General features: G+C 61.5%; 23 protein-coding genes and 2 pseudogenes. 20 read left to right on the forward strand and 5 right to left on the reverse strand.

What is annotated here, in order from left to right:
* From C0617_RS13055 to C0617_RS13130, 15 genes and pseudogenes are all read left to right on the forward strand, one after another.
* On the forward strand, nucleotides 1-786 hold a 786-nt coding region (locus tag C0617_RS13055; RefSeq protein WP_291317475.1), incomplete at its 5' end, for a peptidylprolyl isomerase.
* A 502-nt stretch (nucleotides 787-1,288) separates the two neighbouring features.
* A complete protein-coding gene (locus C0617_RS13060; protein WP_291317476.1) occupies nucleotides 1,289-2,302 on the forward strand; it encodes a type II secretion system F family protein in 1,014 nt (337 codons plus the stop codon).
* Between the two features lie 19 nt (nucleotides 2,303-2,321).
* Nucleotides 2,322-4,052 (forward strand): annotated as a pseudogene (locus C0617_RS13070) (ATPase, T2SS/T4P/T4SS family).
* Complete coding sequence (locus tag C0617_RS13075; protein ID WP_291317479.1) at nucleotides 4,049-4,963, forward strand: hypothetical protein; 915 nt, start codon at nucleotides 4,049-4,051, stop codon at nucleotides 4,961-4,963. The pseudogene C0617_RS13070 and the gene C0617_RS13075 overlap by 4 nt, the downstream one beginning before the upstream one ends.
* Before the next feature lie 10 nt (nucleotides 4,964-4,973).
* Nucleotides 4,974-5,534: a PilN domain-containing protein gene (locus C0617_RS13080; RefSeq protein WP_291317480.1), complete on the forward strand. Its 561-nt coding sequence runs from the start codon at nucleotides 4,974-4,976 to the stop codon at nucleotides 5,532-5,534.
* A 1-nt stretch (nucleotide 5,535) separates the two neighbouring features.
* Nucleotides 5,536-6,108: a type 4a pilus biogenesis protein PilO gene (gene pilO / locus C0617_RS13085; RefSeq protein ID WP_291317481.1), complete on the forward strand. Its 573-nt coding sequence runs from the start codon at nucleotides 5,536-5,538 to the stop codon at nucleotides 6,106-6,108.
* A complete protein-coding gene (locus C0617_RS13090; RefSeq protein WP_291317482.1) occupies nucleotides 6,105-6,785 on the forward strand; it encodes a hypothetical protein in 681 nt (226 codons plus the stop codon). The genes pilO and C0617_RS13090 overlap by 4 nt, the downstream gene beginning before the upstream one ends.
* Nucleotides 6,786-6,890: 105 nt before the next feature.
* A complete protein-coding gene (locus tag C0617_RS13095) occupies nucleotides 6,891-9,248 on the forward strand; it encodes a cohesin domain-containing protein (protein WP_291317483.1) in 2,358 nt (785 codons plus the stop codon).
* A gap of 4 nt (nucleotides 9,249-9,252) precedes the next feature.
* On the forward strand, nucleotides 9,253-9,744 hold the full coding sequence (locus tag C0617_RS13100; protein ID WP_291317499.1) for a type II secretion system protein: 492 nt from the start codon (nucleotides 9,253-9,255) through the stop codon (nucleotides 9,742-9,744).
* Between the two features lie 6 nt (nucleotides 9,745-9,750).
* Nucleotides 9,751-10,161 (forward strand): type II secretion system protein, encoded by a 411-nt coding sequence (locus C0617_RS13105; protein WP_291317484.1) that lies wholly within the window; start codon nucleotides 9,751-9,753, stop codon nucleotides 10,159-10,161.
* 7 nt (nucleotides 10,162-10,168) lie between these two features.
* Nucleotides 10,169-10,834 carry a cell division ATP-binding protein FtsE gene (gene ftsE, locus C0617_RS13110; RefSeq protein WP_291317485.1) on the forward strand — a complete coding sequence of 222 codons (666 nt, stop codon included), beginning with the start codon at nucleotides 10,169-10,171 and terminating at the stop codon, nucleotides 10,832-10,834.
* A gap of 64 nt (nucleotides 10,835-10,898) precedes the next feature.
* On the forward strand, nucleotides 10,899-11,795 hold the full coding sequence (ftsX, locus tag C0617_RS13115; RefSeq protein WP_291317486.1) for a permease-like cell division protein FtsX: 897 nt from the start codon (nucleotides 10,899-10,901) through the stop codon (nucleotides 11,793-11,795).
* 201 nt (nucleotides 11,796-11,996) lie between these two features.
* The gene (locus C0617_RS13120) at nucleotides 11,997-12,962 is read left to right on the forward strand and encodes a peptidoglycan DD-metalloendopeptidase family protein (RefSeq protein ID WP_291317487.1); all 966 of its coding nucleotides are present in this window, start codon (nucleotides 11,997-11,999) and stop codon (nucleotides 12,960-12,962) included.
* 134 nt (nucleotides 12,963-13,096) lie between these two features.
* Nucleotides 13,097-14,350 carry a S41 family peptidase gene (locus C0617_RS13125; RefSeq protein WP_365889327.1) on the forward strand — a complete coding sequence of 418 codons (1,254 nt, stop codon included), beginning with the start codon at nucleotides 13,097-13,099 and terminating at the stop codon, nucleotides 14,348-14,350.
* A 121-nt stretch (nucleotides 14,351-14,471) separates the two neighbouring features.
* Nucleotides 14,472-15,569, forward strand: coding sequence for a divergent polysaccharide deacetylase family protein (locus C0617_RS13130; protein WP_291317489.1), 1,098 nt, complete (start codon nucleotides 14,472-14,474; stop codon nucleotides 15,567-15,569).
* Here the strand turns inward: C0617_RS13130 and C0617_RS13135 are convergent.
* Nucleotides 15,556-16,995, reverse strand: coding sequence for a ParA family protein (locus tag C0617_RS13135; protein WP_291317490.1), 1,440 nt, complete (start codon nucleotides 16,993-16,995; stop codon nucleotides 15,556-15,558). The two genes, C0617_RS13130 and C0617_RS13135, sit on opposite strands and share 14 nt — an antisense overlap.
* Before the next feature lie 91 nt (nucleotides 16,996-17,086).
* Here C0617_RS13135 and xseA point away from each other — a divergent pair, with 91 nt between their 5' ends.
* The 5 genes and pseudogenes from xseA to dxs all read left to right on the forward strand — a co-directional run bounded on the left by xseA (nucleotide 17,087) and on the right by dxs (nucleotide 22,253).
* Nucleotides 17,087-18,286: an exodeoxyribonuclease VII large subunit gene (gene xseA, locus C0617_RS13140; protein WP_291317491.1), complete on the forward strand. Its 1,200-nt coding sequence runs from the start codon at nucleotides 17,087-17,089 to the stop codon at nucleotides 18,284-18,286.
* Complete coding sequence (locus tag C0617_RS13145) at nucleotides 18,283-19,134, forward strand: M23 family metallopeptidase (RefSeq protein WP_291317492.1); 852 nt, start codon at nucleotides 18,283-18,285, stop codon at nucleotides 19,132-19,134. The genes xseA and C0617_RS13145 overlap by 4 nt, the downstream gene beginning before the upstream one ends.
* A 53-nt stretch (nucleotides 19,135-19,187) precedes the next feature.
* Nucleotides 19,188-19,415: an exodeoxyribonuclease VII small subunit gene (gene xseB, locus C0617_RS13150; RefSeq protein ID WP_291317493.1), complete on the forward strand. Its 228-nt coding sequence runs from the start codon at nucleotides 19,188-19,190 to the stop codon at nucleotides 19,413-19,415.
* A 76-nt stretch (nucleotides 19,416-19,491) separates the two neighbouring features.
* Nucleotides 19,492-20,310 (forward strand): annotated as a pseudogene (locus C0617_RS13155) (polyprenyl synthetase family protein); the annotation flags it as partial.
* A 29-nt stretch (nucleotides 20,311-20,339) separates the two neighbouring features.
* The gene (gene dxs, locus C0617_RS13160) at nucleotides 20,340-22,253 is read left to right on the forward strand and encodes a 1-deoxy-D-xylulose-5-phosphate synthase (RefSeq protein ID WP_291317494.1); all 1,914 of its coding nucleotides are present in this window, start codon (nucleotides 20,340-20,342) and stop codon (nucleotides 22,251-22,253) included.
* A 24-nt stretch (nucleotides 22,254-22,277) separates the two neighbouring features.
* Here the strand turns inward: dxs and C0617_RS13165 are convergent, their stop codons facing one another.
* From C0617_RS13165 to C0617_RS13180, 4 genes are all read right to left on the reverse strand, one after another.
* Entirely contained in the window at nucleotides 22,278-23,000 is a 723-nt protein-coding gene (locus C0617_RS13165; RefSeq protein WP_291317495.1) for a hypothetical protein, read from the reverse strand.
* Between the two features lie 203 nt (nucleotides 23,001-23,203).
* Nucleotides 23,204-25,414 (reverse strand): ATPase, T2SS/T4P/T4SS family, encoded by a 2,211-nt coding sequence (locus tag C0617_RS13170; RefSeq protein WP_291317496.1) that lies wholly within the window; start codon nucleotides 25,412-25,414, stop codon nucleotides 23,204-23,206.
* A gap of 647 nt (nucleotides 25,415-26,061) precedes the next feature.
* On the reverse strand, nucleotides 26,062-26,511 hold the full coding sequence (locus C0617_RS13175; RefSeq protein WP_291317497.1) for a redoxin domain-containing protein: 450 nt from the start codon (nucleotides 26,509-26,511) through the stop codon (nucleotides 26,062-26,064).
* Nucleotides 26,512-26,606: 95 nt separating this feature from the next.
* On the reverse strand, nucleotides 26,607-26,805 hold a 199-nt coding region (locus C0617_RS13180), incomplete at its 5' end, for a hypothetical protein (protein WP_291317498.1).

Consider the following 26,805-nt stretch of genomic DNA (forward strand, 5'->3'; position numbering starts at 1 on the left):
GAGCTCTCTCCGGAGAAACGCGAAGAGGCCCGAAGCGAAGCCTTCGATCTTCTGGTCGATAGAGGGTATAAGATACGCTATGCCCTGGATGAGGAGATCGCCGTCGAAAATAGCGAAGTGGAGGAGATTTTTCAGGAAGTAAAAGGCAGGTTTTCGTCCCTGGATGACTTCCAGAAGGCCCTCGGGGGAGAAACCGTCAATGAATATCGGGCCGCCATATACCGCTCTCTCCTGGCTGTAAAGGCCGAGAAGGTGGCCGTTGACGCGAACGTCAAGGTTACCGACGGTGATGTCGTCAGCTACTATGAGGAAAATAAAGCATCTTTTTTTCGCCCCAAGCGGTTCAAGGTGAGCCATGTGCTGGTAAAGGTTCCTTCGAATGCGACGAATAAGGAGCGCGATGAGTTTTTGATAAAGGCCGAGGGGCTAGCTGAAAGGGCCAAGGGCGGGGAGGACTTTTATGACCTGGCGTACTATAATTCCGATGACAGAACCCGCTATATCGGGGGAGATCTCGGCTTTATTCACATGGGGCAAACCGTCAAGCCTTTTGAGAATGCTCTTCTGAATCTGAAACCCGGGGATGTCGTCGGTCCCGTCGAAACAATCTCGGGTTTTCACATCATCAAGTTGTTCGAGGTTGAAGATCCCACCCAGTTGACCCTCGATGAAATGAGGGGGAAAATACAGCTCAGGCTAAAGGAAAAGAAAACCGCGGCTCTTTATGAAGATTGGATGAAGGGCCTCAAGGCCAAGTACAAGGCCGAAAAATTTTTCGGCGAGTAGGCTTGCCCGTTTCGGACTTGTTGTCTCGCGAGATTGGAGGGGGCCCTCGAATGGGCAACGGGGCCCCTGCCTTTACCCCATTCGCTCCTCTTGTCCTGGGACCATTGGTGCAGAAGCATCGGAGTCTGTCGAAGCGTGTCGGGCGGGATTTGTCGATGCGGGTCCTCCGTGCTGTGGCCTACGCCGGCTAGGCGGCCCTGAATGGGGGGCTTCTCCTCTCGGGCCGCTCTGTTGAGGGGGCCTGCCCGGCCTCTCGCTGAGTGTTTTTCATTTATATTTTTTAGGGGTTGTGATAGTAATACGCGTTATGCCCGTATTCCAATGTAAAATCGGAACCGCGGATGGGCGGGTTATTGAAAAAGAGTACGAGGCCGCCAGCCGTGACCTGCTTCGGGAGAACCTTGAAGAACAGGGTTTTTTCGTTTTCCAGGTTAAAAAGCGGCCGCTGCAGTTTCTCTTTAGTGAGGGGGGGAAACGAGGCCGGCTGACCAGCAGGAGGTTCTTGTCTTTCAACCAGGAGCTGCTGGTCCTGATTCGGTCGGGACTGCCGATTCTCCAGGTTCTGGATACCATCAGCGATCGCATGGAGTCCGGGACCATGCTCGAAGTCTTGCGCGAGATCCGGGAGGACATCAAGGGCGGCAGTGCTCTGTCGGATGCCTTCGGCAAGTTCCCCCGACAATTCCCCCATCTTTACGTCGCATCTATTCGAGCGGGTGAAAGCACCGGAGATCTTCCGGTGACCATCTCCCGGTTCATCGAATATCAGAAGCGCGTGGAGGCCATCAAGGCCAAGGTGAGAAGCGCCTCCTTCTATCCGATGCTCCTCAGCATCGCTGTTGTCGGGGTCCTGCTTTTTCTCATGCTTTACGTCGTCCCCAGTTTCACCCAGATCTATGCCGATGCGAATGTCCAGCTGCCGCTCATTACCCGGATGCTGATTGCCACGGCGGAAGGGATGAAGAGCAGTGTAATCTTTGTCGTGCCGGCCCTCTTTGTCGGGCTGGCGGCCCTGAGGATGTTTCTGCGGACTGAGCGGGGGAGCATGCTGAGGGACAGGGTCAAGCTGGGGCTGCCTTTTTTCGGTAACCTCGTCGTCGATTACGCCCTGCTCGGGTTTTGCCGCACCTTCGGCACGACCCTCACAAGCGGCATCCCGGTGGTCCAGGCGATGCGCATGTCGCGGGGGACCCTTAACAACCTCGTACTGGAAAGCTCCCTGAGCCGTGCCGTGCTGAAGGTGGAGGAGGGCGCTTCCCTTTCCGCCTCCCTGGAGCAAACCGGGTTCTTTCCCAATATCGCACTGCGCATGGTCGGCGTCGGGGAGACCGGAGGGTCCCTGGCGGACATGCTGGCGGACATCGCCGATTACTATGAGCAGGAGGTGGAGAGGCGCCTCGATCGGCTGACCGCCCTTATCGAACCGATTATGATGGCCAGCATGGGTGTGCTGATCGGCGGCATCGTGGTGGCCATGTATATTCCCATTTTTCAACTTGCCGGGACCGTCAAATAGGTGCGCAGGAATCGTTCGTATGAATTTTGAGCGCAAGAAAATCGGAGAAATCCTTGTTGAGATGGGGGCCCTGACTCCTGCCGAGGTGAAGCTGGTCCTTGAGCGGATGCCTGCCACAGGGAACCGGTTCGGCGAGACCGCCATTGGCGAGGGGCTGATCGGCGAGGACCTGCTGGTCCAGGTTTTGGGCCGCCAGTTCCAGCTTGAATGCCTGGATACCCGGAGCTTCATCCTGAATCCCGAGTTGATGGCTTCGCTGCCGGCCGGTCTGCCCATGCAGTACCGGTTTCTTCCGGTCGAGCGGAGGGCCGACGGCCTGGTCATCGCCGTTGCCGACCCCACGGACGTGGCGGGTCTGGACAACCTGTAAATGCAGTTGGGCGTCCCGCTCTTGTTTCAGGTGGCTCCCAAAAGCCAGATAACGAGGATCCTGGAGCGCGGGGAGGGGTCTCAGCAGGTATTGAAGGATGTTTCCGAGGATTTCAAGCTCCAGTTGGTCAAGGAAACCGACAAGGGCGAGGAAGTCCTCTCCATCGAAAAACTGACCGCCGACACCAGTCCTATTATCCGGCTCATCGACTCCACCCTCTACGACGCCCTGAACAAGAGGGCGAGCGACATTCACATCGAGTCTAGCCAGGACGGGGTCATTATCAAGTACCGGGTTGACGGGGTCCTCTTCCAGGCCACAGAGGCTCTGGACAGCCGCTTTCAGAGCCCCATTATTTCCCGCATCAAAGTCATGAGCGAGCTGGACATCTCCGAGCGGCGCATTCCCCAGGACGGCCGCTTCAAGGTTCGCCTCGGCGGCAAATCGATCGATTTTCGCGTCTCCATCATGCCGAGCAGCTTCGGCGAGGATGCGGTGATCCGGATCCTGGACAAGGAAGCCATCGCGTCGGATCTCAAGGGGCTGACCCTGGAGGCGTTGGGGATCAGCGAGCGCGAACTGGTTCGTATCCGGCGCAAGATCCGCGAGCCCTACGGCATGGTCCTTGTTACCGGACCGACCGGCAGCGGCAAGACCACCACCCTTTACGCGGCCCTCTCCGAGATCAACAATGAAGAGGAGAAAATCATCACCATTGAATATCCGGTGGAATACCAGGTGAAGGGGGTGGTGCAGATTCCGGTCAACGAGAAGAAGGGCCTGACCTTCGCCCGCGGGCTGCGCTCGATCCTTCGTCACGATCCGGACAAGATCATGGTCGGCGAGATTCGCGACCCTGAGACCGCCCAGATCGCCGTCCAGTCGGCTCTGACGGGGCATCTGGTTTTTACAACGGTCCACGCCAACAATATTTTCGACGTGCTGGGGCGCTTTCTTCACATGGGGATTGACCCCTACAACTTCGTGTCCTGCCTGAACTGCGTCATGGCCCAGCGCCTGGTGCGGAAAATCTGCCCTCACTGCAAGAAAGAGGTCCGGTACGATCAGGAAACCCTGGAAGGGGCGGGGCTAAGCTTCGCGCAGTATCGGGATCAAATCTTCTACGAGGGGGCCGGATGCGAGGAGTGCCACGGCATGTGTTATCTGGGCCGAAACGCGATTGTCGAGCTTCTTGATCTCAACGACGAGTTGCGCGAACTGATCATGAGCAAGGCCCCGATCGGCCAGTTGAAGAAGGCCGCCGGAAAGGCCGAAACAATTTTTCTCCGCGAGGCGGCTCTTGAAAAGGTCTTCCAGGGGGTTACCACACTGAAGGAAATCAATCGCGTGACCTTTGTCGAGAAGGTGGAAGAACAGTGATTTACCGCAACTATCTCGGACTCGATATGAGCTCCTCCGAACTTCGGGCCGTTGCGCTGCGCAGACGGGGGCGGGGGTCGGCCCTTTCGGGGGGGCGGGTTCTCTCCTTGAACGGGGGCCTGCTGGTCCCCTCTCTGAGGCAGGCCAATGTTGCCGACCCGGAGCGCATGGTCGCGGAAATCCGGGAGGTCCTCGCCCCCCTGGCGGGCCGCGAGGACCGAGTCGCCCTGTCCCTTCCGGACCAGGTCGGTCGGGTTCTCCTGACCGAGGTGGAAACCGCATTCAAGTCCAAGGCCGAGGGGGTGGATATCCTCAAGTGGAAAATGAAGGAGGCTCTTCCCCTCGATCCCAAGGATATCGTGCTCGATTACCAGATTCTCGAGAAAACCGAGTCCGGTCGCTTCCACTTGGCGGTGGCCTTCGTGGCTCGATCCGTTCTCAACCAGTACGAGGATATCCTTGCCGAAGCGGGATATAATGCCGCGGTGGTCGATTTCCATTCCCTCAACCTGTACAATTACTACCGTCCCCGCCTCGATCTGGGGGAGGATTTCGTTCTGGTCGGTGTCGATGACAGATCTTTGAGCCTGCAGTATTTTCATGGACAGGTTCTCGCTTTTCGACGGGTCAGGGAAATGGAAACCACGCCTTCGCGGCTTTTTCAGGAGCTCAAGCGCTCCCTCGTCGGCTGCCAGGAGACCCACCGTGCTTTCGGGCGGGCAGCAGTCTTTCTGCATTGCGAGCGGAAGGATTCGGACGCTGTGCTGGAGGCGGTCGGGGCCGCATTCGAAGGGGATGTGCGCGTGCTCGATCCGCACCTCGAGCGGTTGGCGCCGGTCCCCCTGGACCTTCCGGCTCAGCAGGTTCGTGCCCTGGTGGCCGCCGTCGGCGCCGCAGAGAGGATGATGTAGGGATGCCGGTATGAAACTGACCCTGAATCTCGCCAGCCTGACCTATGTCAATCGGCGGGCGCTTTATACCCTTTATACCGTTCTGCTCGGGGCCCTGGCCCTGGTGTTGGTCATCAACCTGAGCTATTACATTCGGTTGCAGGGTCAGAGCCGCCAGGTGAAGGCCCATCTGGCCGAGGTGGAGGCGGAACTGGAGAGCCTCAAGGATGGCGAGGGGGGAAAGATCCGCGCCGAGGATTTCCAGCGACTGGAGGATCAGGTGGCCTTCGCCAATGAACTTCTGGATAAGGACAGTTTCCGTTGGACCGAACTTCTGGGGCGCCTGGAAGAGGTAACCATCGAGGGCGTCAGCCTGCGATCCATCCAGCCCGATTACCAGACCGGGTCGCTGAATCTGCGGGCGGCGGCGAAGGATGTCGGCATACTGAGGGACTTTTTGGACAGCCTTATCGCTTCGCCGCATTTCAGCTATGTCTACCTGCTGAACCAGGCCGAGGCCGAGGTCAAGGACAACCGGGGACGGGAACGGAAGGCGATCGATTTTTCCCTCCTGGTGAAGGGGGCCTTTTAGAATGAGTGAAGGACACCTTCTCGCGGCCGTTTGGCGGCAGAACAGAATCTGCCCCATTCTGGTCGTGGCCTTAGTGGTGCTGAACATCGTGGCCTACCTGGCGGCTAGCCGTCTGGCGGAACCGCGCGTTCAGGGCTTGGAGCGGACCCTGATCGAAAAGCAGGCCCTGCTGAGGCGGGCCGGGCAGAAGGCGGGCAGTGCCGTCTCGCCCCAGACCTTGTTCCACAAGGGGGAGGATGGTCTCGCGGCTTTCCGTGAGGCGGTCCCCGACAAGACCGAGTTTTCCTCCCTCATCGGAGAGGTCTTCTCCCTTGCCCAGGGGGCGGGTCTGTCCATCGATCGCATCACCTATAACCCCGAGGAAGTGGCCGAAAGAGGGTTGCTGGAGTATGGTCTTGTCTTTTCCGTGGCCGGTGACTACTCCCAGATCAAGAAGTTCATTCATTCCGTGGAACAATCCCGGCGCCTGGTCATTATTGACGAGGTATCCCTGGGCGGCAGCGGGGCCGGGAAAGGCAGCGAAGTCGCACTGCGGATCAGTTTCACAACCTATTTCAAATCGGAAGATTCATGAACAGGCAGAAACTTCTCCTGCTCATATTGCTGGGGGGCCTGGTGGTGGCCCTGATTTACGCCTTTTGGCAGACGCCCAGGACGCAACGGGTTGCCGTTGGCGCTCGCGGGGGCGAGCCCGCACTTCAGGGTGGCGTCGGTAACGACGCTGCGGAAAAGTATCGGGTGCGTCTCGAACTCCTCGAGCGAAACGAAGGGCGGACTCCCGAGGTTCGGCGGAACCTGTTCGGACCCCTCTATGTCGTCAAGGCGCCGCCACCGCCGCCGCCACCGCCGCCGGTCAAGAAGCTTCCGCCTCCGCCGCCGGCGCAGCCGAAGGCGCTGCCGAAGCCCAAACCGCCTGTCAAAAAGCTTCCGCCCCTGGCCAGTTTCTCCTATCTCGGATTCATGGAGCTGCGGGAGGGAAAGGTCGTTTTCCTGGCTTCCGGCGACGAGGTCTTTGCCGTGAAGTCTGGGGAACCGTTCGGCGAGGATGGAAAGTTCTCCGTGGTCGATTTGACGGAGGAAACTCTGCGCATCAGCCAGGGGGACGACCCGAGGCTTATCAGCGTGTCTCTGGCGGAGAAGGCTTCCTCTCCCGGCGCGGGAGAGGGCCGGAAGGGGGACCCCGTCTTCCGCATGGTTCCTTTCCCCAAACCCCTGATCGATCCTTCCCCGGGGCGCACCCGGAGCAGGTGAGACCCCGTCACCCGTAAAGGGTGGGGATACCCGCGGCACTTCGAGGCGCCGCATTCGACTTACACATTCAATCCAAGCCGCTCACGAGTGCGGGGGGACATACGAATGGACCGTTCCATAATCATCAAGGCAGTTGTTTTTCTGGCCCTGCTCGGGTTGTTTACCGGATGTGCGGCACAAAGGGCTTTTCTGGCCGGGGAGGACCTGACTCAGGAGGGCCGATTCGACGAGGCGGTGGCCAAATACTCCGAGGCGGTCGCGGCTCGTCCGGAAAGCCACGAGTATCGGATGATGCTGCAGAACGCCCGGGTGAAGGCGGCCCAGAAGCATCTGGAGCAGGGCCGTTTTTATCTTGATGAAGGCAGGTTCCCGGAGGCCGTGGCCGAGTTGCGTTTGGCGGGGGGGCTTGACCCGACTCTCGAGGTGGCCGGACAGGAAAGGCGGCGTGCCGAGGAATTGATCCGGGCCCAGTTCCTGGTCGCCGAGGCCGAAGGATTCATCGAGGCCCGTCGCTTGTCCCAGGCCCGCAACACCCTTAACAAGGCCCTGGTCCTTGACCCCGGCAATTCGGGGGCCCTGGGGTTGCTCGACAGGTTGGAGCAGGAACAGCGAACGGTCATCGACGGGTTTGAGCTGGATCTCAGCTCGGAAAAGCCGATTACTCTCAAATTCAAAGAGGCCAAGATCGAGGAGGTGTTCAATATCCTCTCCCGCCTCTCCGGGATCAATTTCATTTTTGACAAGGAGCTGAAAAGCCAGAAGGTGACAGTGCTCCTTGAAAACGTCACCTTTGTTCAGGCCTTGGAACTGCTTCTCGACATGAACAAACTGGACAAAAAGGTCCTCAATTCCAAGACCATCATTCTCTACCCCAAGACCAAGGACAAGGGCAAGCAGTACCAGGACTTTATTATCCAGACTTTTTACCTGTCCAATATCGATGCCAAAAAGGCGGTAAACCTGTTGCGCACCATGCTTCAGTTGCGCAAAATCTATGTCCACGAGGAACTCAACGCCCTTGTTATCCGCGACACGCCTGAGGTCATCAAGCTGGCGCAGCAGATCATCGTGGCCGCCGACCGGGCCGATGCGGAAGTCGTCTTTGACCTGGAACTGCTTGAGGTCAGTCACGGCAACGATCTCAGCTTCGGCCCCAAATTGAGCAGCTACTCCGTCAGTGGCGGTTACGGCGGTGCTCCGGGGGCCGACACCCTGGTCGCCGACGGCCTCAGCCCGGGCGGGTCAACAGCCAACCTGATCGGGAGCCTGAGCAGCCTGGAGTCGTTCTACACCCTGCCGACGGCCTCCTTCGATTTCGCCAAAACCCTGACCGACTCGGAGATCCTTGCCAATCCCAAGATCCGGGTCAAGAACAAGGACAAGGGCAAGGTGCATATCGGCACCCGTGAGCCTGTCATCACCGTCACTACCACGGGGGACACAAGCACCGACAATATCCAGTACGTGGACGTCGGCGTGAAGCTGGACGTCGAGCCGACCATCCAGCTCGACAACACGGTTGTGACCAAGCTGTCTCTCGAGGTCAGCAGCGTTTCCGACCGGACCACAACGACCAACGGCTCCGTCGCCCTCACCATCACCACAACCAACGCCCAGAGCGTCCTCACTCTCAAGGACGGCCAGCAAACCGTGATCGGGGGCCTGATTCGGGACGATTTTTCCAAGAGCAAAACCACCTTCCCCCTTCTGGGGCGTCTGCCCCTGATCGGCGATCTCATCTCCGGCCATACCCGCAACAAGCAGAAACGGGAGATCCTCCTCTCCATTACGCCTCATATCGTCAAGGCCGTTGAGTTGCCGCGATCGAATATCGCGAGCATCTGGTCGGGGAAGGAAGACGACTTTAAAGCCGGCCCCAGCATGGGCTCTTTTGCCACCGCGTCTTTCGAGCCCGATGCGGAGATGGCCTTGCCGTCGTCCGCCCCGGCGAAAAAGCTGGCTTCCGCCGGGCGCTCAGCCGGCCAGAATATGGCCCCTCCCGGGGAGACTTCGGGCATTGCCCAGGCCATTCCCGAAGCAGGCTCCGATATGCCCACACTTCTCTTTTTCGAGGGACGCTCCGATGTGGAGGTGAACCAGGAATTTTCACTGCAAGTTCATGTTTCCGGGGCCCGCGACCTGTACAGCGCTCCCCTTTTCGTGAATTACGATCCCGAAGCGGTCGAGTTTGTCCGTGCCGAGGAGGGGGACTTCCTGGGCAGTGAGGGCAGGGCGACGGTTTTCTCTTCCAGCGCAGTCGGGGAGGAAGGGCAACTGATCGTCGGGCACAAGGTGGCCAAGGGGATGGAGGGCGCCAGCGGCGACGGAATCCTGTTCGAGCTTGTATTCAAAGCCAAGGCCGCCGGCAGGACCAACATCGATCTCGGCGGGGTCAATTTCCAGGATTCGACCGGGCGGTCCCTGCCGGCAGAGGCCGGCGGCCAGGCCCTGGAGGTTCGCTAGGTTGATGGGTTCGCTCGGGGGGGTTCTTCGTAATCGGCGGGGGTTGACCCTGGTCGAGCTGATTATCGCCATGGCCATCCTTTCGGTGCTCGCCGCGGCAGTGCTGCCCATGGCCGAAGTGGCTGGCAAGCGGGCCAAGGAGATCGAATTGCGCCGCTCCCTGCGCCTGATCCGCACCGCCATCGATGAGTACAAGGCCGACTTCGACGATGCGGTCCAAAAGAAGAAGATCATTCCGGCTCTCGGTGAAAACGGTTACCCCCCGGACTTGGAAACCCTTTTGCAGGGTGAGGACTTCGGCGGGCTCTACACTATCAGGCGTCGCTACTTGCGCCGCATTCCAAGAGACCCTTTTGACAAGTACGACGAGGGGCGGGGGCTGCGCGCTTATGCCGACGATCCCGACTCCACCGTCTGGGGCGGGGAGGACGTGTTCGACGTCTTTACCCAGTCCGACGGCATCGCCCTGGACGGCACAGCCTACAACACGTGGTAGTTTCTTATGCGGCAAACTGTTTATAAAAAACGAGGCTCGCGGGGCTTCACCCTCATCGAACTGCTTATCGTCATGTCCATTGTCGGCATCCTTGCAAGTTTCGCGGTGCCCAGTTACAAGAAGAGCGTCATTAAAGCCCGGGAGACTGTCCTGCTGGAGGATCTCTACCAGATGCGGCGGGCCATCGACGCTTACTTTGCGGACTCGACCCGATATCCTGATTCCCTCGAAGACCTGGTCTTTGACAAGTACCTGCGGAATGTCCCCCGTGATCCCTTCACCGGGCAGCAGGACAGTTGGACGACGGTCCCCCCCGAGCCCTCTCAGGAGGGGGAATTGGCCGAGGGTGGCGTTTTCGATGTTCACAGCGGTAGCGACCGGGTCGGGTTGAACGGCGTCCCCTACGCTGAGTGGTAAAGACACGATGGTCAGGCTCTACAATGTCTGCAAGTCCTACACCCAGGAAGCCTCCGCGCTGGCCGATGTCAATCTGCAGGTCGCCAAGGGGGAACTGATTTATCTGACCGGCCCTTCGGGGGCCGGGAAGTCGACTTTGCTCAAGCTTCTCTATGGGGCCGAAAAACCGAGCCGGGGGCAGATCCTGATCAACGGCCAGAACGTGACCCGCATGGGGGGCGCCAGGATCCCTCAACTGCGCAGGCGCCTGGGAGTCATTTTTCAGGACTTCAAGCTTTTGTCCCGGCGGACCGTTTTCGAAAACGTGGCCTTTCCCCTCGAAGTTCAGGGGAAGAAACGTTTCGAGGTCAGCAAAAAGGTCTACCAGACCCTTAAACTCGTCGGCCTGGAGAGCAAGCTCCAGCGATGCCCCCAGGAACTCTCCGGCGGCGAACAGCAGCGGGTGGCTATCGCCCGGGCCCTTGTCGTCGATCCCCTGGTCCTTCTGGCCGATGAGCCGACCGGGAATCTCGACCCCGAAGTGTCCATGGAGATCATGGAACTGTTCAAGGGAGCCAACGCCCGGGGGTCCACAATTCTGCTGGCTACCCACGACCGCGAGCTGATCCGCCGTTTTCCCCGAAGGCTGATCACTCTTCGGGAGGGGCGGGTCGTGGAAGACCGGGAAGCCTGACGATCTTCATGCCCCCCCCCGGGGCGCTTCCGGTGCCCCTCAACCCGATCCGCGAGTTATTGAAGTGGTGGAGCGATTTATCTATTTTTCCCGGCGGGCTTTGCGCAACATGCGGCAAAGCCCGTTTCTGTGCGCCGCCGCCGTGGGAACCATGGCTGTCTCCCTTTCCCTGGTGGCTTTTTTCGCCCTCGTAGTTCTCAATGTCCAGAAGCTGACCGGTCACTGGAGCGAGGAGGTTCAGGTCGTAGCCTATCTCGACGCTTCCGCCCAGCCGGGCTTTCTGAAGGCCTTGCAGGCCGATGTCGAGGGGATGCCACGGGTGCAGGGGGTTTCCCTCGTCACCCCGCAGGAGGCTTTCGAGCGTTTTCGCAAAAGGCTCGGAGCCGACGGCACGCTTCTCGAGGGACTTGAGAACGACTTCCTGCCAGCCTCTCTGGAGATTTCCCTTCAGCCAGAGCACCGCAACCAGGAGGGGATGGCCGCTTTGGTGGAGAGCCTGAAGCAGAAGCCCGGCTTGTCCGACCTCCGCTATGGTCGGGACTGGCTTCAGCGCTTCGAATCCCTGGTGGGCCTGTTGAAGCTTTTCGGTGCGGTTTTCGGAGGGTTTCTCCTGTTCGCCGCCTTGTTCATCGTCTCCAACACCATCAAGATCACGCTCTATGCCCACCGGGACGAGCTTGAGGTCATGGCCCTGGTCGGAGGCACTCCCCTCTTTATCAAGACCCCATTTCTGCTCGAGGCGGCTCTGCAGGGACTGATAGGCGGCCTGGTGGCGCTCGTGGTCTCCTATTCCCTTTTTCAGCTCTTCCTGCGAGAGGGCATGAGCGCCCTCCTGATGCTTCCCGGGTCGGAGGGGATCTCTTTTCTGCCCTTTGCGCACCAACTGTTCCTGGTGGCCTCAGGGGTTCTGCTCGGGCTGTGCGGCAGTCTCTTGTCTCTGCGCAAACTGGTGCGCCTCTAAATGGCGGTGAAGCTGCTCCTTCCTCCGATAATATGCGGCCTGGTTTGTGGCTTGCTCCTTCTGCCCGGTCCCGGGGGAAGCGCGGGCGCCGAAGAGCTTGACCAGAGCCGCCAGGAATTGCAAACCCTCCAGAAGCGCATCGGGAAGACCAGTCAAGAGCTTTAAAAGAAAAAGGGCAAGGAGAAATCCCTCGCCGGGGAATTGGGCGAAGCAGAGAGGGAACTGGCCCGCATCGGCGACCGTATCGCCCGGCTCAAAAAACGGCTGGCGGCCCTGGAGGGGGAGATCGCCGACGTCGGCCGGGACTTGGCAAAGGGGCGGGAGAAGATCAGGGGGCTCGAGGGGCAGGTTCGCAAGCGCCTGATCGCTCTCTACAAAACCGGTGGGACGGGGATGCTCTCTGTCCTGTTCTCTGCGGAGACCCCGGCCCGGATGGCCGAGGATCGTGAGTTCCTGTGCCGCATCGTGCGCCAGGATCGCGTTCTGCTCGCAGAGTTTCGGCTGCGCCTTGACGAACTTGAAGCGGCCCGGGTCAGGCTCGATGGTCTGAAGAGGCAGCAGGGAGCGGCCCTGGACGATCTGGACCGGGACCGGCAACGCCTTGCCCAGGTGCGCAAAAAGAGGGAGTGGTTGCTGGCCCGGGTGCGCAGCGACCGGGCCGAGCTTTCCCGACAGTTGGAGGCCATGCAGGAGAGGGCCGCCCGGGTCGGGGCCCTGATCAAAAAGCTTGAATCGGATAAGAGCCGGCAGTATACTGATTTAACTGGAGAATTCGCCAGCCAGAAGGGGCGTTTGCCGTGGCCCGCCAAGGGGGATCTGCGAACCGGGTTCGGCGCCTGGCGCCATCCCGAACTCGGCACCCTTCACGACAGCCAGGGGATTGAAATATCCGCCGCCGGCGGACAGCCCATCGAGGCCGTCTGGGACGGGCAGGTCATTTTTGCCAACTGGTTCAAGGGCTACGGCCAGCTTATTATTCTTGACCACGGCAGCGGCTACTACAGCCTCTACGCGCAGGCCTCCCGACTGAACCGGAAAGTCGGAGACCGGGTAAAGCGCGGGGCGGCTCTCGGCTTTACCGGAGAGGACGGCGGCGACGGCGTTTATTTTGAAATCCGCCACCGGGGCGTCCCCCTCGACCCGACCGCCTGGCTCGCCCCTCATTAGCGGCCGGGTGGCCTGGACCCCTTTCAAACGACTTGATCCGCTACGGCCGAACCGACCGGGAGGAGATCTTCATGCTCAGGCAAAAATGGTCGAATGTTCTCGTTCTGCTGCTGGCATTGGTCCTCCTGGGGTGGATGTCGACCGGGCAGGTCAATCGCCCCGCCACCGCCGAGGCGACATCCCAATACCAGGACCTGGAGTTGTTCACCGATGTCCTCTCCATCGTGCGCAAGAGTTACGTGGAGGAGGTCGAGATCAGGGACCTCATCCATGGGGCCATCAACGGCATGTTGGCGAACCTCGACCCCCATTCGAGCTTCATGCCTCCGGAGATGTACCGGGAGATGCGCATTGACACCCGCGGCGAGTTCGGGGGGCTTGGCATCGAGATCACCATCCGGGACGGGGTGCTGACGATCGTCTCCCCCATCGAAGACACCCCTGCTTTCCGGGAGGGGCTGCAGGCCGGCGATCAGATCATCAAAATCGAGGACAAGTTCACCAAGGACATGACCATCATGGATGCTGTCAAGCTGATGCGCGGCCCCAGGGGGGCTGAGATCACAATTACCGTGATGCGCGACAGTTTTGACAAGCCTCTCGACTTCACTATCGTGCGCGAGATCATCAAGGTTAAAAGCGTCAAGGCCCGGACCCTGGAAGACGGCTACGGCTACCTGCGTATCGCCCAGTTCCAGGAGCGCACCGCCGAGGACTTGCACGACTCTCTGGACCTGCTGCGGGAAGAGAACGGGGGCGAGTTGAAGGGGCTGATCCTCGATATGCGCAACAACCCCGGGGGGCTGCTCGACCAGGCGGTGGAGGTGGCCGACACCTTTCAGGCCGAGGGGCTCATTGTCTATACCGAGGGGCGCGAGGATGGCAGTCAGATGAAATTCGTCGCACACCAAAAGGGGACCGAGCCCCCTTATCCGATGGTGGTGCTCATCAACGGCGGCAGCGCCAGCGCATCGGAAATCGTGGCCGGCGCCCTGCAGGACCAGGATCGAGCCATCATCCTCGGCACCCAGAGCTTTGGCAAAGGTTCGGTCCAGACCATTATCCCCCTGAGCGACGAATCGGGTCTGCGGCTGACCACGGCCCGCTACTACACTCCCAACGGCACCTCCATCCAGGCCCGGGGGATCGTCCCCGACATCATCGTCAAGCCGGTGGAAGTCAAGGAACTCCAGGATGTCGTCCATTTCCGGGAAAAGGACCTGAAGAACCATTTCGAAACCCCCGGGAACGGGGAGCCCGAAGCCGAACCGGAACCTGAGAAGGCCCACCGTCTGGAGGGGGGAGACCGGGATTACTACCCGTTGATGCGGGCGTTGGACCTGCTCAAGGGGTGGCATATCCTCAGGGACTTGAACCGGGCCGCCTGACACTATTAGTTTTCTTGCTGATCCGGGGGAGGATGCCTCCCCCTTTTTGTCTTAACGTATGGCTTCTCGAAAACCTGCCCGCCGCACGAGCCGCACCCGCAAATCGAAGCCCGGCCACCGTATGAAGGTGACCCTGGCGGCGGTTTTCCTGGTCGTCTTCCTAATCGTTTCCCTGGTCCTCCTCTCCCATCTGCGCCAGCGGCTTTCCCCGTTCTCCGTCCCGTTCGAGCCCCCGGAAGCCGTTTCCCTCCCCATCGAAGACGTTCGGGTGGAACTGGAGAGTCTGCTGCTGCGAAGCGGGGCGTCCCTGGATCGCCTGGAGACCTCCGCGGAGGGAGAGACGCTTCATTGGGCCGTGCGCGGGCCCTTTCCCCCGCAGCAGGTCCTGCAGCAGTTCGCCCGTCGCCTTGAGCGCATCTCCCCTGACATCGCGCTGGAATCGATGGCCGCCGAGGGCACACTGCGGGTGTTGTTTCGGGGCCGCGCATGCGCCCTGCTGATATTCTCACCCACCCAGCGGGAGCCGGAGACGAAGCCGCCGCGCGTGGCCATCATCATGGACGATCTGGGGCGGGATCTGAAGACCGCCCGGGCCCTGCTGGACATCGACCTGCCGGTGACCCTGGCGATCCTGCCGACGAGCGCCAAGGCCGCCCAGGTGGCCGCCCTGGGTCACCGCCACGGCCGCGAAATTTTAATCCATATCCCTATGGAGCCCCAGAGCTATCCCGCGACCGACCCGGGGCGGGGTGCGCTTTTCGTTAACCTCGGCCCGAAGGAAATCAGGCGGCGCATGAAGAGCCAACTGCAGAAAATTCCTCACGCGGTCGGAGGCAACAATCATATGGGCTCCCGGTTTACCGAGAGCAGGGAGGGGATGGCGGTGGTCATGGAGGTCATGAGGGAGGCGGGGCTGTTTTTTGTGGACAGCCGGACGACGGGAGGTTCGGTCGTCTTCAGCGAAGCTCGAAGGGCAGGGGTCCCGGCGCTGGTTCGGGACAGGTTCCTGGATAACCGCCAGGATGTGAATGCGATCGCGGAGCAGATCCGCTCCCTGGCCCGACTGGCACGCAGTCGGGGAAGCGCTGTGGGCATCTGCCATCCCTACCCTCAGACCCTGGAGGCGCTGCGGCGGGAGGCGGGAATCTTTCGCGAATTGGGAGTGGAGGTGGTCTCCGTCGCCCAGCTCCTGGAGGATGTGTCGGCTAGGACGCCCTGAGACCGTTCTTCGGACTCGGCTCCTCCTGCGGAATCTGGGCGGCTATTTTCTCCCCGATCTCCCGAAGGCGGGCGTAGTGCTCGTCATAAAGGATCTCTTCGGGAAAATCGGAGCCGACCCGGCGGATCAGCAGGAAGTCATCGCCCAGGCGCCCCTTGGGGTCGAACAGGGTCCGGGAGGCCAGCTGGAAGAGGGGTGACCGCTCCTTCTTGAGGAAGCGTGCCTCGAACTCCTTGAGCTCGACCGTTTTGTGGGAGACCTCAAGCCCCTCCTCGTCAAAACGGTAAAAGGAGAGCTGCTGCTGGTAGAAGTTGCGGGTATTGGGGGCGCGCCGCAGCACGAAGAAGGAGCGCAGGGCCGACTCTCGAAAGAGATCGCGCAACGGGTCGTTGGCACCGACTTCCCGCTGGGCATGGTAAAAATAGCGGAACACCGTCTCGGTGAAGCATTCCTCCTCAAGGAATCCGGCCACATTGCCGTCGAACGTTTCAGCGTAGTATCCAGCCGGGGAGACGCCCTCGGCTTCGACGAGAGTTTTGCCGCACAGCAGGCATTGGGTCTGTAGGCCTTCGCGGCGGGATTGAAAGGCGTTGTCGCGTTGCTCTTCCTGAAGGCCCAACTCCGAGCGGACCGTCTCGAGGCGCCGCTCTTCCTCCGTTTTGGTCCCGACAAAGATCTGGCGGGCCAAATGGGCGAACTGCAGGTGGACCTCGGTCCCCCTTCCGTGGGTCAGGACGGGGTAGATCTTCCCCTCGGGGTTGGTGTTGAGCGATTCCACCTTGGGGCTTTTGGCAATGTAGCCCTCCAGGCAGCGGTATCCCCGGTTGATGGCGTATCCCTTCAACAGCCGGTAGGGATCGCGGAAGGGGCCGTCGTAGCGGATGCGGGAATCGACCAGACAGGGCAGGATGCGCAGGGGGCGCTTGGACAGACCCTGGCTCTCGAAGAAATCGTAGAGGTTTTTGCAGTTTTCCAGGGAGGGGGCGTCCTTTACCGGGACAATGACCCGGTCCGCGGCATACAGGGCGTTCTGGGTAAAGACGTCCAGGTCCGGCCGGGTGTCGATGATGACAATTCCGCGCAGGGAGCTGCCGGCGAGGATGCGCGACAGGATCCCGGGAGACCGAAGCCGGCCGCGAGCCGTCGCCAGGCGCCGGCTCGAAGGGATATAGCTGACTCCGTATTCGCCGACCTGCGCCAGGGTTTCGGGGGGACGGCCGTTGAGCAGATCGAAAACGTCCCCTCCGGGGGTTTCCCGGCCGATGCGGAACATCCGGTCCACCGAGAAGTGATTGTCGAAGCTGAACAGTAAGACCGGAAGGTCCTCGTGGAGGGCCTTGAGATAGATGGCCAGGTTGGTGGCCAGGGTGGTCTTGCCCACCCCACCCTTTTCGCTTGAAACGGTGACGACATACGGCGGATGCATGCTCTTTTCCCCTATCGTTTATAAGACACCCATATATAGGGAAGGGGCGGAAAAATGTCAATCTTTAACCCCTGGATATTGTAGGACTGCCATGGCTGATGCGACCCGTATCCTCACTGTGACGCGCCTTAACGCCCTGCTCAAGGACGTGATCGAGGACAATTTCGTCTCGGTCCTCGTCGAGGGGGAGGTCTCCAACTGGTCGGCCCCGGCGTCCGGGCATCTCTATTTCTCCCTCAAGGACGGGGGCGGGCAGCTGCGAGCGGTCATGTTCCGCACCCAGGCCCGACTGTTGCGCTTCCTTCCGCAGAACGGCATGCAGGTGATCTGCTCGGGACGGGTGACCCTCTATCCACAGCGCGGCGAGGTTCAGCTGGTGGTCGATGCCATCGAGCCCCGCGGCGTTGGCAGCCTTCAGGTGGCTTTCGAGCAATTAAAGGCCAATCTGGCGGCCGAGGGCCTGTTCGCCGAAGAACGCAAGCGTCCCTTGCCTCCTTATCCCCGTACCATCGGGGTGGTCACCTCTGCCACCGGGGCCGCTATTCACGACATCCTCAATGTTTTGGAGCGGCGGTCCGCCGGGGTCAGGGTCCTGCTGAGACCGGCGCGGGTCCAGGGGGAGGGGGCGGCCGCCGAGATCGCCGAGGCGATCGCCGACCTCAACAGGCAGGGTGACGCCGACGTCCTTATCGTGGGTCGGGGCGGCGGTTCCCTGGAGGATCTCTGGGCCTTTAACGAAGAGATCGTGGCCCGGGCCATTCACGCCTCGGCGATCCCCGTCATTGCCGCCGTGGGCCACGAGGTGGATGTCTCCATCGCCGATTTCGTGGCCGATCTGCGTGCCCCGACTCCCAGCGCCGCTGCAGAGCTGGTGGTCAAAAGCAGGCTCGAGCTGGAAGGGCACCTGGACCACTTGACCCTGCGCCTGGCAGGGCAGATGCGCGGCCGCCTGAATCTCCTCCGGGAGCGGGTTGATGGGTTGGCCCGGCGTCTCCGGTCCCCCCGCCAGCAACTGGTCCGGTGCAGGGAGCGGAGCGCCGAGACGGCCCGGCGCCTGCGGCAGGCCATGGCCCGTGGCATGCGGGAGGAGGAAGGACGCCTGGCCGCCCTCTGCGCCCGCCTCGACAGCCTCTCGCCTCTCCGCACCCTGGCGCGGGGCTATGCCGTCGTCCTGGCCGACAAGACCGGCAAGGCGGTTTCGGACGCCTCTTCCCTGGGGGCGGGAGACCGCCTGCGGATCCGTTTTGCGAAGGGACGGGCCGCGGCGACCGTGGAGGAGGTTGAGCCGTGAGATTCGCTCTCCTCCTGCTTTTGGTCCTTTTGAGCGCTCGGGCCTGGGGGGGGACGCTGACCCTGACCCCTGCCGTTGTCCCCAACGGGGGGGCGGCCCTGCTGCGCTGGGAGGGGGAGCGGCCTTCCCTGGCCGTGGCCCGCTTCAATGGGGAAATCGTCTTTCTCCGTCCGACGGCGCTGGGAAGCCAGGCGCTGCTGGGGGTCGATCTCGAGGCGGCACCGGGGGAGTATCCCCTTGTGGTCGCGATTGCCGATTCGCGGGGGAAGACGGAAGTTCGCCGCCTTGCTCTGCAGGTGGAGAGCGCCCAACTCCCCGAGGAGAGGCTTTTCCTGCCGCCTGCCCAGGTCTCCCCCCGGAATCCGCAGGTTGTGGAACGGATTGCGCGGGAGCGGCAGATGTTGTCCGACCTCTTCGCCCTTCAAGACACCCCCGCCATCTGGGAGGGGTTTTCCCTGCCGGTGACGGATCCTCTGAGCAGCCCCTTCGGTCTGCGCCGCATCCTCAATGGAAAGCCCCGGTCCCCTCATTCCGGGGTCGATTTTCGCAGCCCCCGGGGGACTCCGGTGCGCGCCCCTTCCCGGGGCCGAACGGTTTTGGCCTCCGACCTTTTCTATACCGGCCGGACGGTGATCCTGGATCACGGCGCCGGGCTTTTTTCCCTTTATGGGCACCTTGAGACCGTGCTCTGCGAGCCCGGTCAATTGCTCGAGGGGGGGCAGGCTCTCGGCCTCGTCGGGAGCAGCGGACGATCCACCGGGCCTCACCTGCACTGGGGAATCAAGTTGCGCGGCAATCGTATCGACCCGATGGCCCTGGTCGATCTGTTTGCAGGGGAAAACCCTTGACTCCCTTTCGGGCGGCGGCAATAATGCACTTTTGCAGTGGGGAGAGGTCCGATATGGCGGATAAAGAGACATTTGAAACGGCCCTGCGGGACCTTGAAGAGGCCGTGGAGAGCCTGGAGTCGGGAGATCTTCCCCTGGAAGAGTCGCTTGTCCGTTTCGAGGCGGGAGTGAAAAGCGCCGCGGTGTGCCGCAAGGCCCTTCGGGCCGTTGAAAACCGGGTGGAGCTTCTGCTCAAGGACAAAGAAGGGTTGTTGACGCTGGAGAATTTTGACCAGGAGTGAACCGCCCGAAGGGACCGGAGAGGGTATGGACCTGAAACAGTACCTGAAAGAACGCCAGGCCATGGTGGACCGGGCNGCGGATGTCATGCCGGCGACCCTGCACAAGGCCATGCGCTACTCGGTCTTTGCCGGCGGCAAACGGGTGCGCCCGGTCCTGGTCCTGGCGGCCTGCGAGGCCGCCGGCGGCGAGCCGCAGCGGGCCCTTCCTGCGGCCTGCGCCCTGGAGATGATCCACACCTATTCGCTGATTCACGATGACCTGCCGGCAATGGACGATGACGACTTCCGGCGCGGCCGGCCGACCAATCACAAGGTGTTCGGCGAAGCGGTGGCGGTTCTGGCCGGCGACGCCCTGCTCACGGAAGCGTTCGTTCTCCTGTCCCGGCCCGATGCCCACGGGGATCTTTCTGCCGAGGCGAGTCGCCGGATCATCCACATCATCGGCCGCTGCGCCGGTTCCCTGGGGATGGTCGGGGGGCAGACCGTGGACATGGAGTCCGAGGGGAAGCAGGTGGACCTGCCGACCCTCGAGTACATACACACCCACAAGACCGGGGCCCTGATCCTGGCCGCCATCCAGGCCGGGGCCTTGGCCGGCGGGGCGGACGAGGCGGCTTTCGGCGCCCTGTCGCGCTACGGTGAGGCGGCTGGCCTCGCCTTCCAGGTGGCCGACGACATTCTCGACGTTGTGGGGAACCAGGAGGAACTGGGCAAGGACGTCGGCAGCGACCAGGCGCGGGGCAAGGCCACTTACCCGGCCCTGCTCGGGCTTGCCGAGGCCCGGGTCCGGGCCAGCGAATTGCGCGACTTGGCTCTCGACGCCCTGGAACCCCTCGGGGAGAAGGCGGAGCCGCTGCGCCGGATCGCCGACTACATTATCGACCGCTCCTCCTGAAAAGCATTGTGATTACGGGTAGGAAAGACATGGGTAACATTCTGAAAAACATCGCCTCCACGGCAGATCTGAAGCAGCTGTCCCTGGATGAACTCGAAACCCTCGCCGGGGAGATCCGCGAGGAGATTATCGATACCGTCTCCCGCACCGGAGGTCACCTGGCCAGCTCCCTGGGGGTCGTCGAGCTGTCCATTGCCCTGCACCGAATTCTGGACACCCCCCGGGACAAGATCGTCTGGGACGTCGGCCACCAGGCCTATGCCCACAAACTCCTCACCGGACGTCTGGAGCGTTTCGGCACCCTGCGCCAGCTGGACGGCATCAGCGGCTTTCCCAAGCGCAGCGAGAGCCCCTACGACAGTTTTGACGTGGGGCATTCCAGCACCTCCATCTCCGCGGCGCTCGGCATGGCCGCAGCCCGCGAGGCCAGGGGCGGGGAGGAGAAGGTCGTGGCGGTCATCGGTGACGGCTCCCTTACCGCGGGGCTGGCTTTCGAGGGGCTCAACCAGGCAGGGCACCTCAAGAAGAACCTGGTGGTCATCCTCAACGACAACGAGATGTCGATTTCGCCCAACGTCGGGGCACTTTCCTCATTTCTCAGCCGCAAGATGACCTCGGACTTTTTCGTCCGTTTCAAGAAGGAGACGGAGAATCTGCTGGGGAACGTGCCGCGTTTTGGAAAGGACCTGCTCAGCCTGGCGCGCCGCGCCGAAGAGTCCCTGAAGGGTTTCTTGACCCCCGGCATGCTCTTCGAGTCCTTCGGTTTCGACTACGTCGGGCCGATCAACGGCCACAACCTCGATGAACTGCTGGAAACTCTGCAGAACGTTCTCCGGATCAAGGGGCCGATACTGGTCCACGTCGTTACCCGGAAGGGCAAGGGCTATGCGCCGGCCGAAGAGAAGCCCGCCCTGTTTCACGGGGTCGGTCCTTTCGACCGGGAGACCGGCCGGGTCAAGGCAAACAAGGCGGGGGCGGAAAGCTATACCGCGGTCTTCGGCAACACTCTTGTGGAGTTGGCCGAGCGCGACCAGAAGGTGGTGGCCATCACCGCTGCAATGCTCGAGGGGACGGGTCTCAAGGGCTTTTCCAAACGTTTTCCCGAACGCTTCTTCGACGTGGGGATTGCCGAGCAGCATGCCGTGACCTTCGCCGCAGGCTTGGCCTGCGAGGGGCTGCGGCCGACCGTGGCCATCTATTCCACCTTCCTTCAGCGCGGCTACGACAACGTGCTGCACGATGTCTGCCTGCAGAACCTCCCCGTCACCTTTGCCCTCGACCGGGGGGGACTGGTCGGGGCCGACGGTCCGACTCATCACGGGGTTTTCGACTATTCCTTCCTGCGCCACATCCCCAACCTGACCTTCATGGTTCCCCGGGACGAGGTCCAGTTGCGCCGGGCGATGGCGACCGCCCTGGGTTGCGAGGGACCCTTTGCCTACCGGTATCCCCGCGGACAGGGCCTGGGCTTGCCCCTGGAGGGCTCTTTGGAGCCGGTGGCCGTAGGCACCGGGGAAAAAATGCGAAACGGCTCGGATGGGGTGATCTTCGCCCTTGGGTCGTCCGTGGAGCCGGCCCTCGAAGCGGCGGCCCTGCTCGAGGATGAAGGGGTCTCCCTGGCGGTGGTTGATCCCCGCTTTCTCAAACCTCTCGATCGGGAATTGCTCTGCGGCGAAGCCCGTCGCACCGGCGTGGTGATCACGGTCGAGGAGAACGTGCTGCAGGGTGGATTCGGCTCGGCCGTTCTGGAACTTCTGGCCGACGAGGGCCTTTCGCCCAGGCTGCTGCGGATCGGGTTGCCCGATGCCTTTGTCGAACAGGGGAGCCAGGGCGAGTTGCGTGCCCGATACGGACTCGACGCCGGGGGCATCGCTCGCGGGATAAGGACCTTTCTGGGCCGGCAGACAGGCGACCGTGGCTTGGGCGGGGAGGGCCAGGCCTAGATTTTCAAGATCTCAGTTACGAGTTCAAGGGCCGTTCCAGGGGGAAACCTCCTGGCGCGGCCTTTTTGCTCTGGTTCTTTCTCCCTGGCGCAGCAGTTCGGTCCACAACTCCTCCATGCGACCTGGCTCCAGCTCTTGTGCCTGCAGCAGCGCACCCCAGGTGGTCCGCTTCCCGTTGACCTCGCGAAGAAGATCTGAGGCCGGACGCCCTGAACAGCGGGCGAGGAGGGTCGCCAATATGACTTCCTTGTCGCCGGCCCCCTTGCGCCTGAGGAGGGCCAGCTCCTCCGGCGCTTGATCCATCCTGGAGCTCAGCACCTGGTCGATGACCGCCTCGCTCAGATCGTCATCCGGGGCATCCCTGGCGAGGGCCCTGCCCAGTTGGGCATCGAGGGCGCCGGGGGAAAGCGCCAGGCTTTTCATGAGAGCACCCCACGAGGGGGCCTTGTCCCTTTCCTGAAGGACCTCTTTCGCCGACAGGCCCGTATCGGCCGCGCTCCAATGCGCCAACCAGAGCGCCTTTCCGGAGACCCCTTTCATTTTGGCCTGGACCACGGTTTTCTTCGGGGTGCTGAAGGTCGCAGCCAGAAGGCTGTTTTGGGCGGCGGTCAGAAGGTAGGGGTCGGCCGCGGCCGGGCGCTTGGCATCGAAACTGCGGTCCTGGTAACAGTGGCAGTTGATGGCCGGTTCGGCCCGGGCTGAAGCAGGGGTCAGGAAGAAAAGGAGCAGTGTGAGGACAAGGGGCATGGGTGGACCTCCGAAGGGCAGGGGTTTTGCGCACCACGCTAGCGGAGATCGCTCTGCTTCGCATTGACTCCGGTCAAGTGGATCCCCCTTTTCGAGCCGGGCATGCCACACAGAGGGTGGAACGTATGAGGGCCCGCCAACCGGCGGGCCCTCTTCTCTTTAGATTCAGCATTTTGGGGTGCCAAAGGCGGGCCCCAGAAGGTCTAAACGCAGACTTTGAGGACCTGGACCAGATCGGTGACCCCCTCAAAGACCTTGTGGATGCCGTCCATTTTCAGGGTTCGCATACCCTCTTGAATGGCAATGGTCTTTATCTCTTCGACCGGGCAGTTTTTCTGGATGGCCTTTTTGATGTTCGCCGTCCCCTCCAGGAGCTCGAACAGGGGGGCCCGGCCCCGGTACCCGCTGCCGGAGCATTCTTCGCAGCCCACCGGTTGCATCAGGGATAGGTCGTCGGAATAGGCGGGCAACTGGTGCTTCTCGGCCCACTCGCGCCCGTAGGCGTGAAGCAGCTTGTCGTAATCCTCTCGGGAGGGGTGGTAGGGGGCCTTGCATTTTTCGCAGAGCTTGCGGGCCAGGCGCTGGGCCAGGATGCCCAGGACGGCGTCGGCGAAGTTGAAGGGGTCGATGCCGATTTCGATGAGGCGGACCACCGTTTCGGGGGCGCTGTTGGTGTGAAGGGTGCTGAGAACGAGGTGGCCGGTGAGGGATGCCTCGATGGCGGTTTTGGCCGTTTCCGGGTCGCGCATCTCGCCGATCATGATGACGTCGGGGTCGGAGCGCAGGAAGGAGCGCAGGGCCTCCTGGAAGGTCAGACCGATCTTGGGGTGGACCTGTACCTGCCGTAGCCCCGACTGGGTGATCTCGACCGGGTCCTCCGCGGTCCAGATTTTGCGCTCCGGGGTGTTGATGTAGGCCAGGCCCGAGTGAAGGGTGGTCGTTTTGCCCGACCCGGTGGGACCGACGCAGAGGATGACCCCGTAGGGCTTGAGCAGGGTGTTCTTGAAGCGCCGCAGGTCCGAGGGAGAAAAGCCCATCTGCTCCAGGGGAAGGGTGGTGGCGGAGGACAGGATGCGCAGGACGGCGTCTTCCTGTCCGCCGGCGGTGGGGGTGATTTCCACCCGGTATTCCACGTTGCGCCCCTCCGTTCTCAGGAAGATTTTGCCGCTCTGGGGCCGGCGGTGTTCGGCGATGTCAAGTTGGGCAAGGATCTTGATGCGGGCGACGACAGCGCGCTTATAGGTGGCCGAAATCTGATGGGCGCAAAAACACACACCGTCGAGACGGAACCGGACCTGGAGGGGGTGTTTCCCCTGGCCCGGCTCGAAATGGATGTCCGAGACCCCTTTCTTGTGGCCGTCGAGAAGGATGCGGTTGACCAGGCGGATGACCCGGGAGTCGGCCTCGGTGAAGTAGGATTCGTCCTGTTCTTCCTCGAGGACTTCGACCTCTTCGGTCATCTCCCCGATGATGTCCTCGACCTGGTCCTCGACCTTTTCATAGTGCTTGAAGATTGCCGTCTTTATCTGCTGGGAAGGGGCGACCACCAATTCGATACTGCGGTCGGTGAGGAAACTCAGGGCATCGCTGATGGTGGGGTCGGTGGGGGCCGAGGTGGCGACCACCAGGTTCCTTCCCCGGGCCTCTACGGGAAAGACCTGCAGCTTGATGATCACTTCCTTGGAAAAAGCGCCCAGTGCGGCCGGGTCGGGAACGACCGTGTCCAGATCGACCACTCGCAGCCGGAACTTGGCGGCGAGGGCGGAAAGAAGCTGGACCTCGTCGATCAGGCCCTGTTCGATGAGCAGGGTACCGATCTTTTTCTTGCTGGTCGCCTGGGCTGCCAAGGCGTTTTCGATCTGCTCCCTGTTGATCAGGCCTGCGTCGATCAGGATATCGCCGAGGCGGGCATTGGGCGGTTTGGGGACCGTTTCCGGGGCTGGCTTGAGAGGGCGTTTCGCCCTGGCGGGGGGGGCCTTCCGGGGAGCCGGGAGCGGAGTGACGACCGGATCTTTTGGCTTCGGTACTTTTAAATTGTTGGGCAAGGAATTGTTTCCGCTGGGGGCTCGAAGACCCTGGCGGGTGAAGAAAATTCCCCGGTAGGGACTGTGGCTTTCGGTCGGGATGGCGAAAAAGCCCGTGGGGTGAAGGTCGTCGTCGATGATCTGCACGGGATATCGTTCGCCCGTTGAGGTTTCAACTTCCGTGTTTTTCTGCTCCCCCAGGGAGCTGTGGATGCGGGTCGGTTTGCCCATGTTCAGGACGCAGCAGATCTTTGACAGGGGGACCGTCGATCGCTTCCCGCTCTTGGCGAGAATGACATCGATCTTCTCTTCACTGGGGTCGAAAGGACGGACAAGGGCCGCGGCGCTTTCCTGGCCGTCCATGAATTTCAGGATCAGATCCTGCTGCATGTTTTTGCCCGTTCCAAAAGAGTCAAGTCCCGGAAGGACGAAGTGTCATTCTAGTCTGCCAGTTTTTTTTATATATTCAACTTTAAGATGAAAAATATTAAATCTTTTTTTTAAATTGAAAGGGTTTTGGGTGGGGGGAATATTGGATTTACTCCAACCTAGGTTGGGGCTAGCGCTTTTTTAGGGGGCCGGCCGATAATGGGTTTATCCTGAACCACGGGCGATCCTGCCGGGCGGGCATGCCCGTGGCAAAAAGACGGCACGCACCACGAAGGTCTCATGGATGTGGCTTTCGTAGGGGGGGGGCGGTCCGCGGCGTCGTCGCAGGCGGGGCTGTTCTTGTTTGGGGGATGAATCTGGGCGCAGGCTTGGGGAAGGACCCTGTCCGGTCGGAAGACCGGGTGTGGCCAGAGCCTGAATCGGTACGCGAGCGGGTGGGCATATTGGGGGGGCGGGATTGTTGACGTTTTTTCCCATCAGGGTTTTGTAGCGCGGCTACTTATCGGTCAGCCTCCTTTTCGGCTCTTGGAACTCCGCCGGGTCCCGGCAGCAGTCGGGCAGATTTTAATCTCACAAGGTCCCCGCAGCGTACGGCTTCGCTGATTTTCTGCCCGGCGGCGGAGAGGATGCTCATGGCTGCTCTTTGCTCAAAGAGTCTCGAGGGCGGCGATGTAGTCGGTGATGGAGCGTTGTCGGTTCAGGTCGCCGAGCGCTCGAAACCGGATGACCCCCTTGCGGTCGATCAGGTAGGTGGCCCGCTCGGCGAAGCCCTCCCTGCGCAGCACCCCGTAGCTTCGGCATACCTCTTTGTTGAGGTCTCCCAGCAGGGGGAAGGAGGCGATGCCCATTTTCTCTGCGAAGGCTGCTGCGGCATGGACCGAATCGACGCTGAGGGCGAGAACCTGGGTGTTCAGCCTGTCGAAGAGAAAGAGATTGCCCTCCAGACCGGAGAGTTCGGCGGATCAGACCGGCGTGAACGCCAGGGGGTAGAAGACGAGCAGGACGTTTCGAGTTTGCCGTATTTTGGCCAGGCTCAGGTTTCCGCCGAGGGTGGAGGGCAGGGTGAAGTCGGGAGCGGTCGTGCCGATTTCGAGCATGGAATCGCCTCTTCGAACTCTGACGTTTCCTCTCAGCTTAACAGGTTTTTTTCACCGGGTTGGGGGTTAGGGAGGGCCCCGGGGGGATGGGTGGTTCACGTGATTTCTGGTCGGTCGCCCCGGGCCCGCTTGTAGTAAAAGGAGAAGAGGGCGAAAACGACACCGGCCAACATGGTGATCCCTCCGGCAAGGGCTAAGGCCGCACCCGGATCGCGGTTGATGGTAAGGAGGCTGTAGGGGCGGAAGACCGGATTGGTGGGCCAGAGACGGACCCCGGTCTCCACGAGGGGAAAG

The sequence above is a fragment of the Desulfuromonas sp. genome, assembly GCF_002868845.1.
Taxonomy (GTDB): Bacteria; Desulfobacterota; Desulfuromonadia; order Desulfuromonadales; family BM501; genus BM501.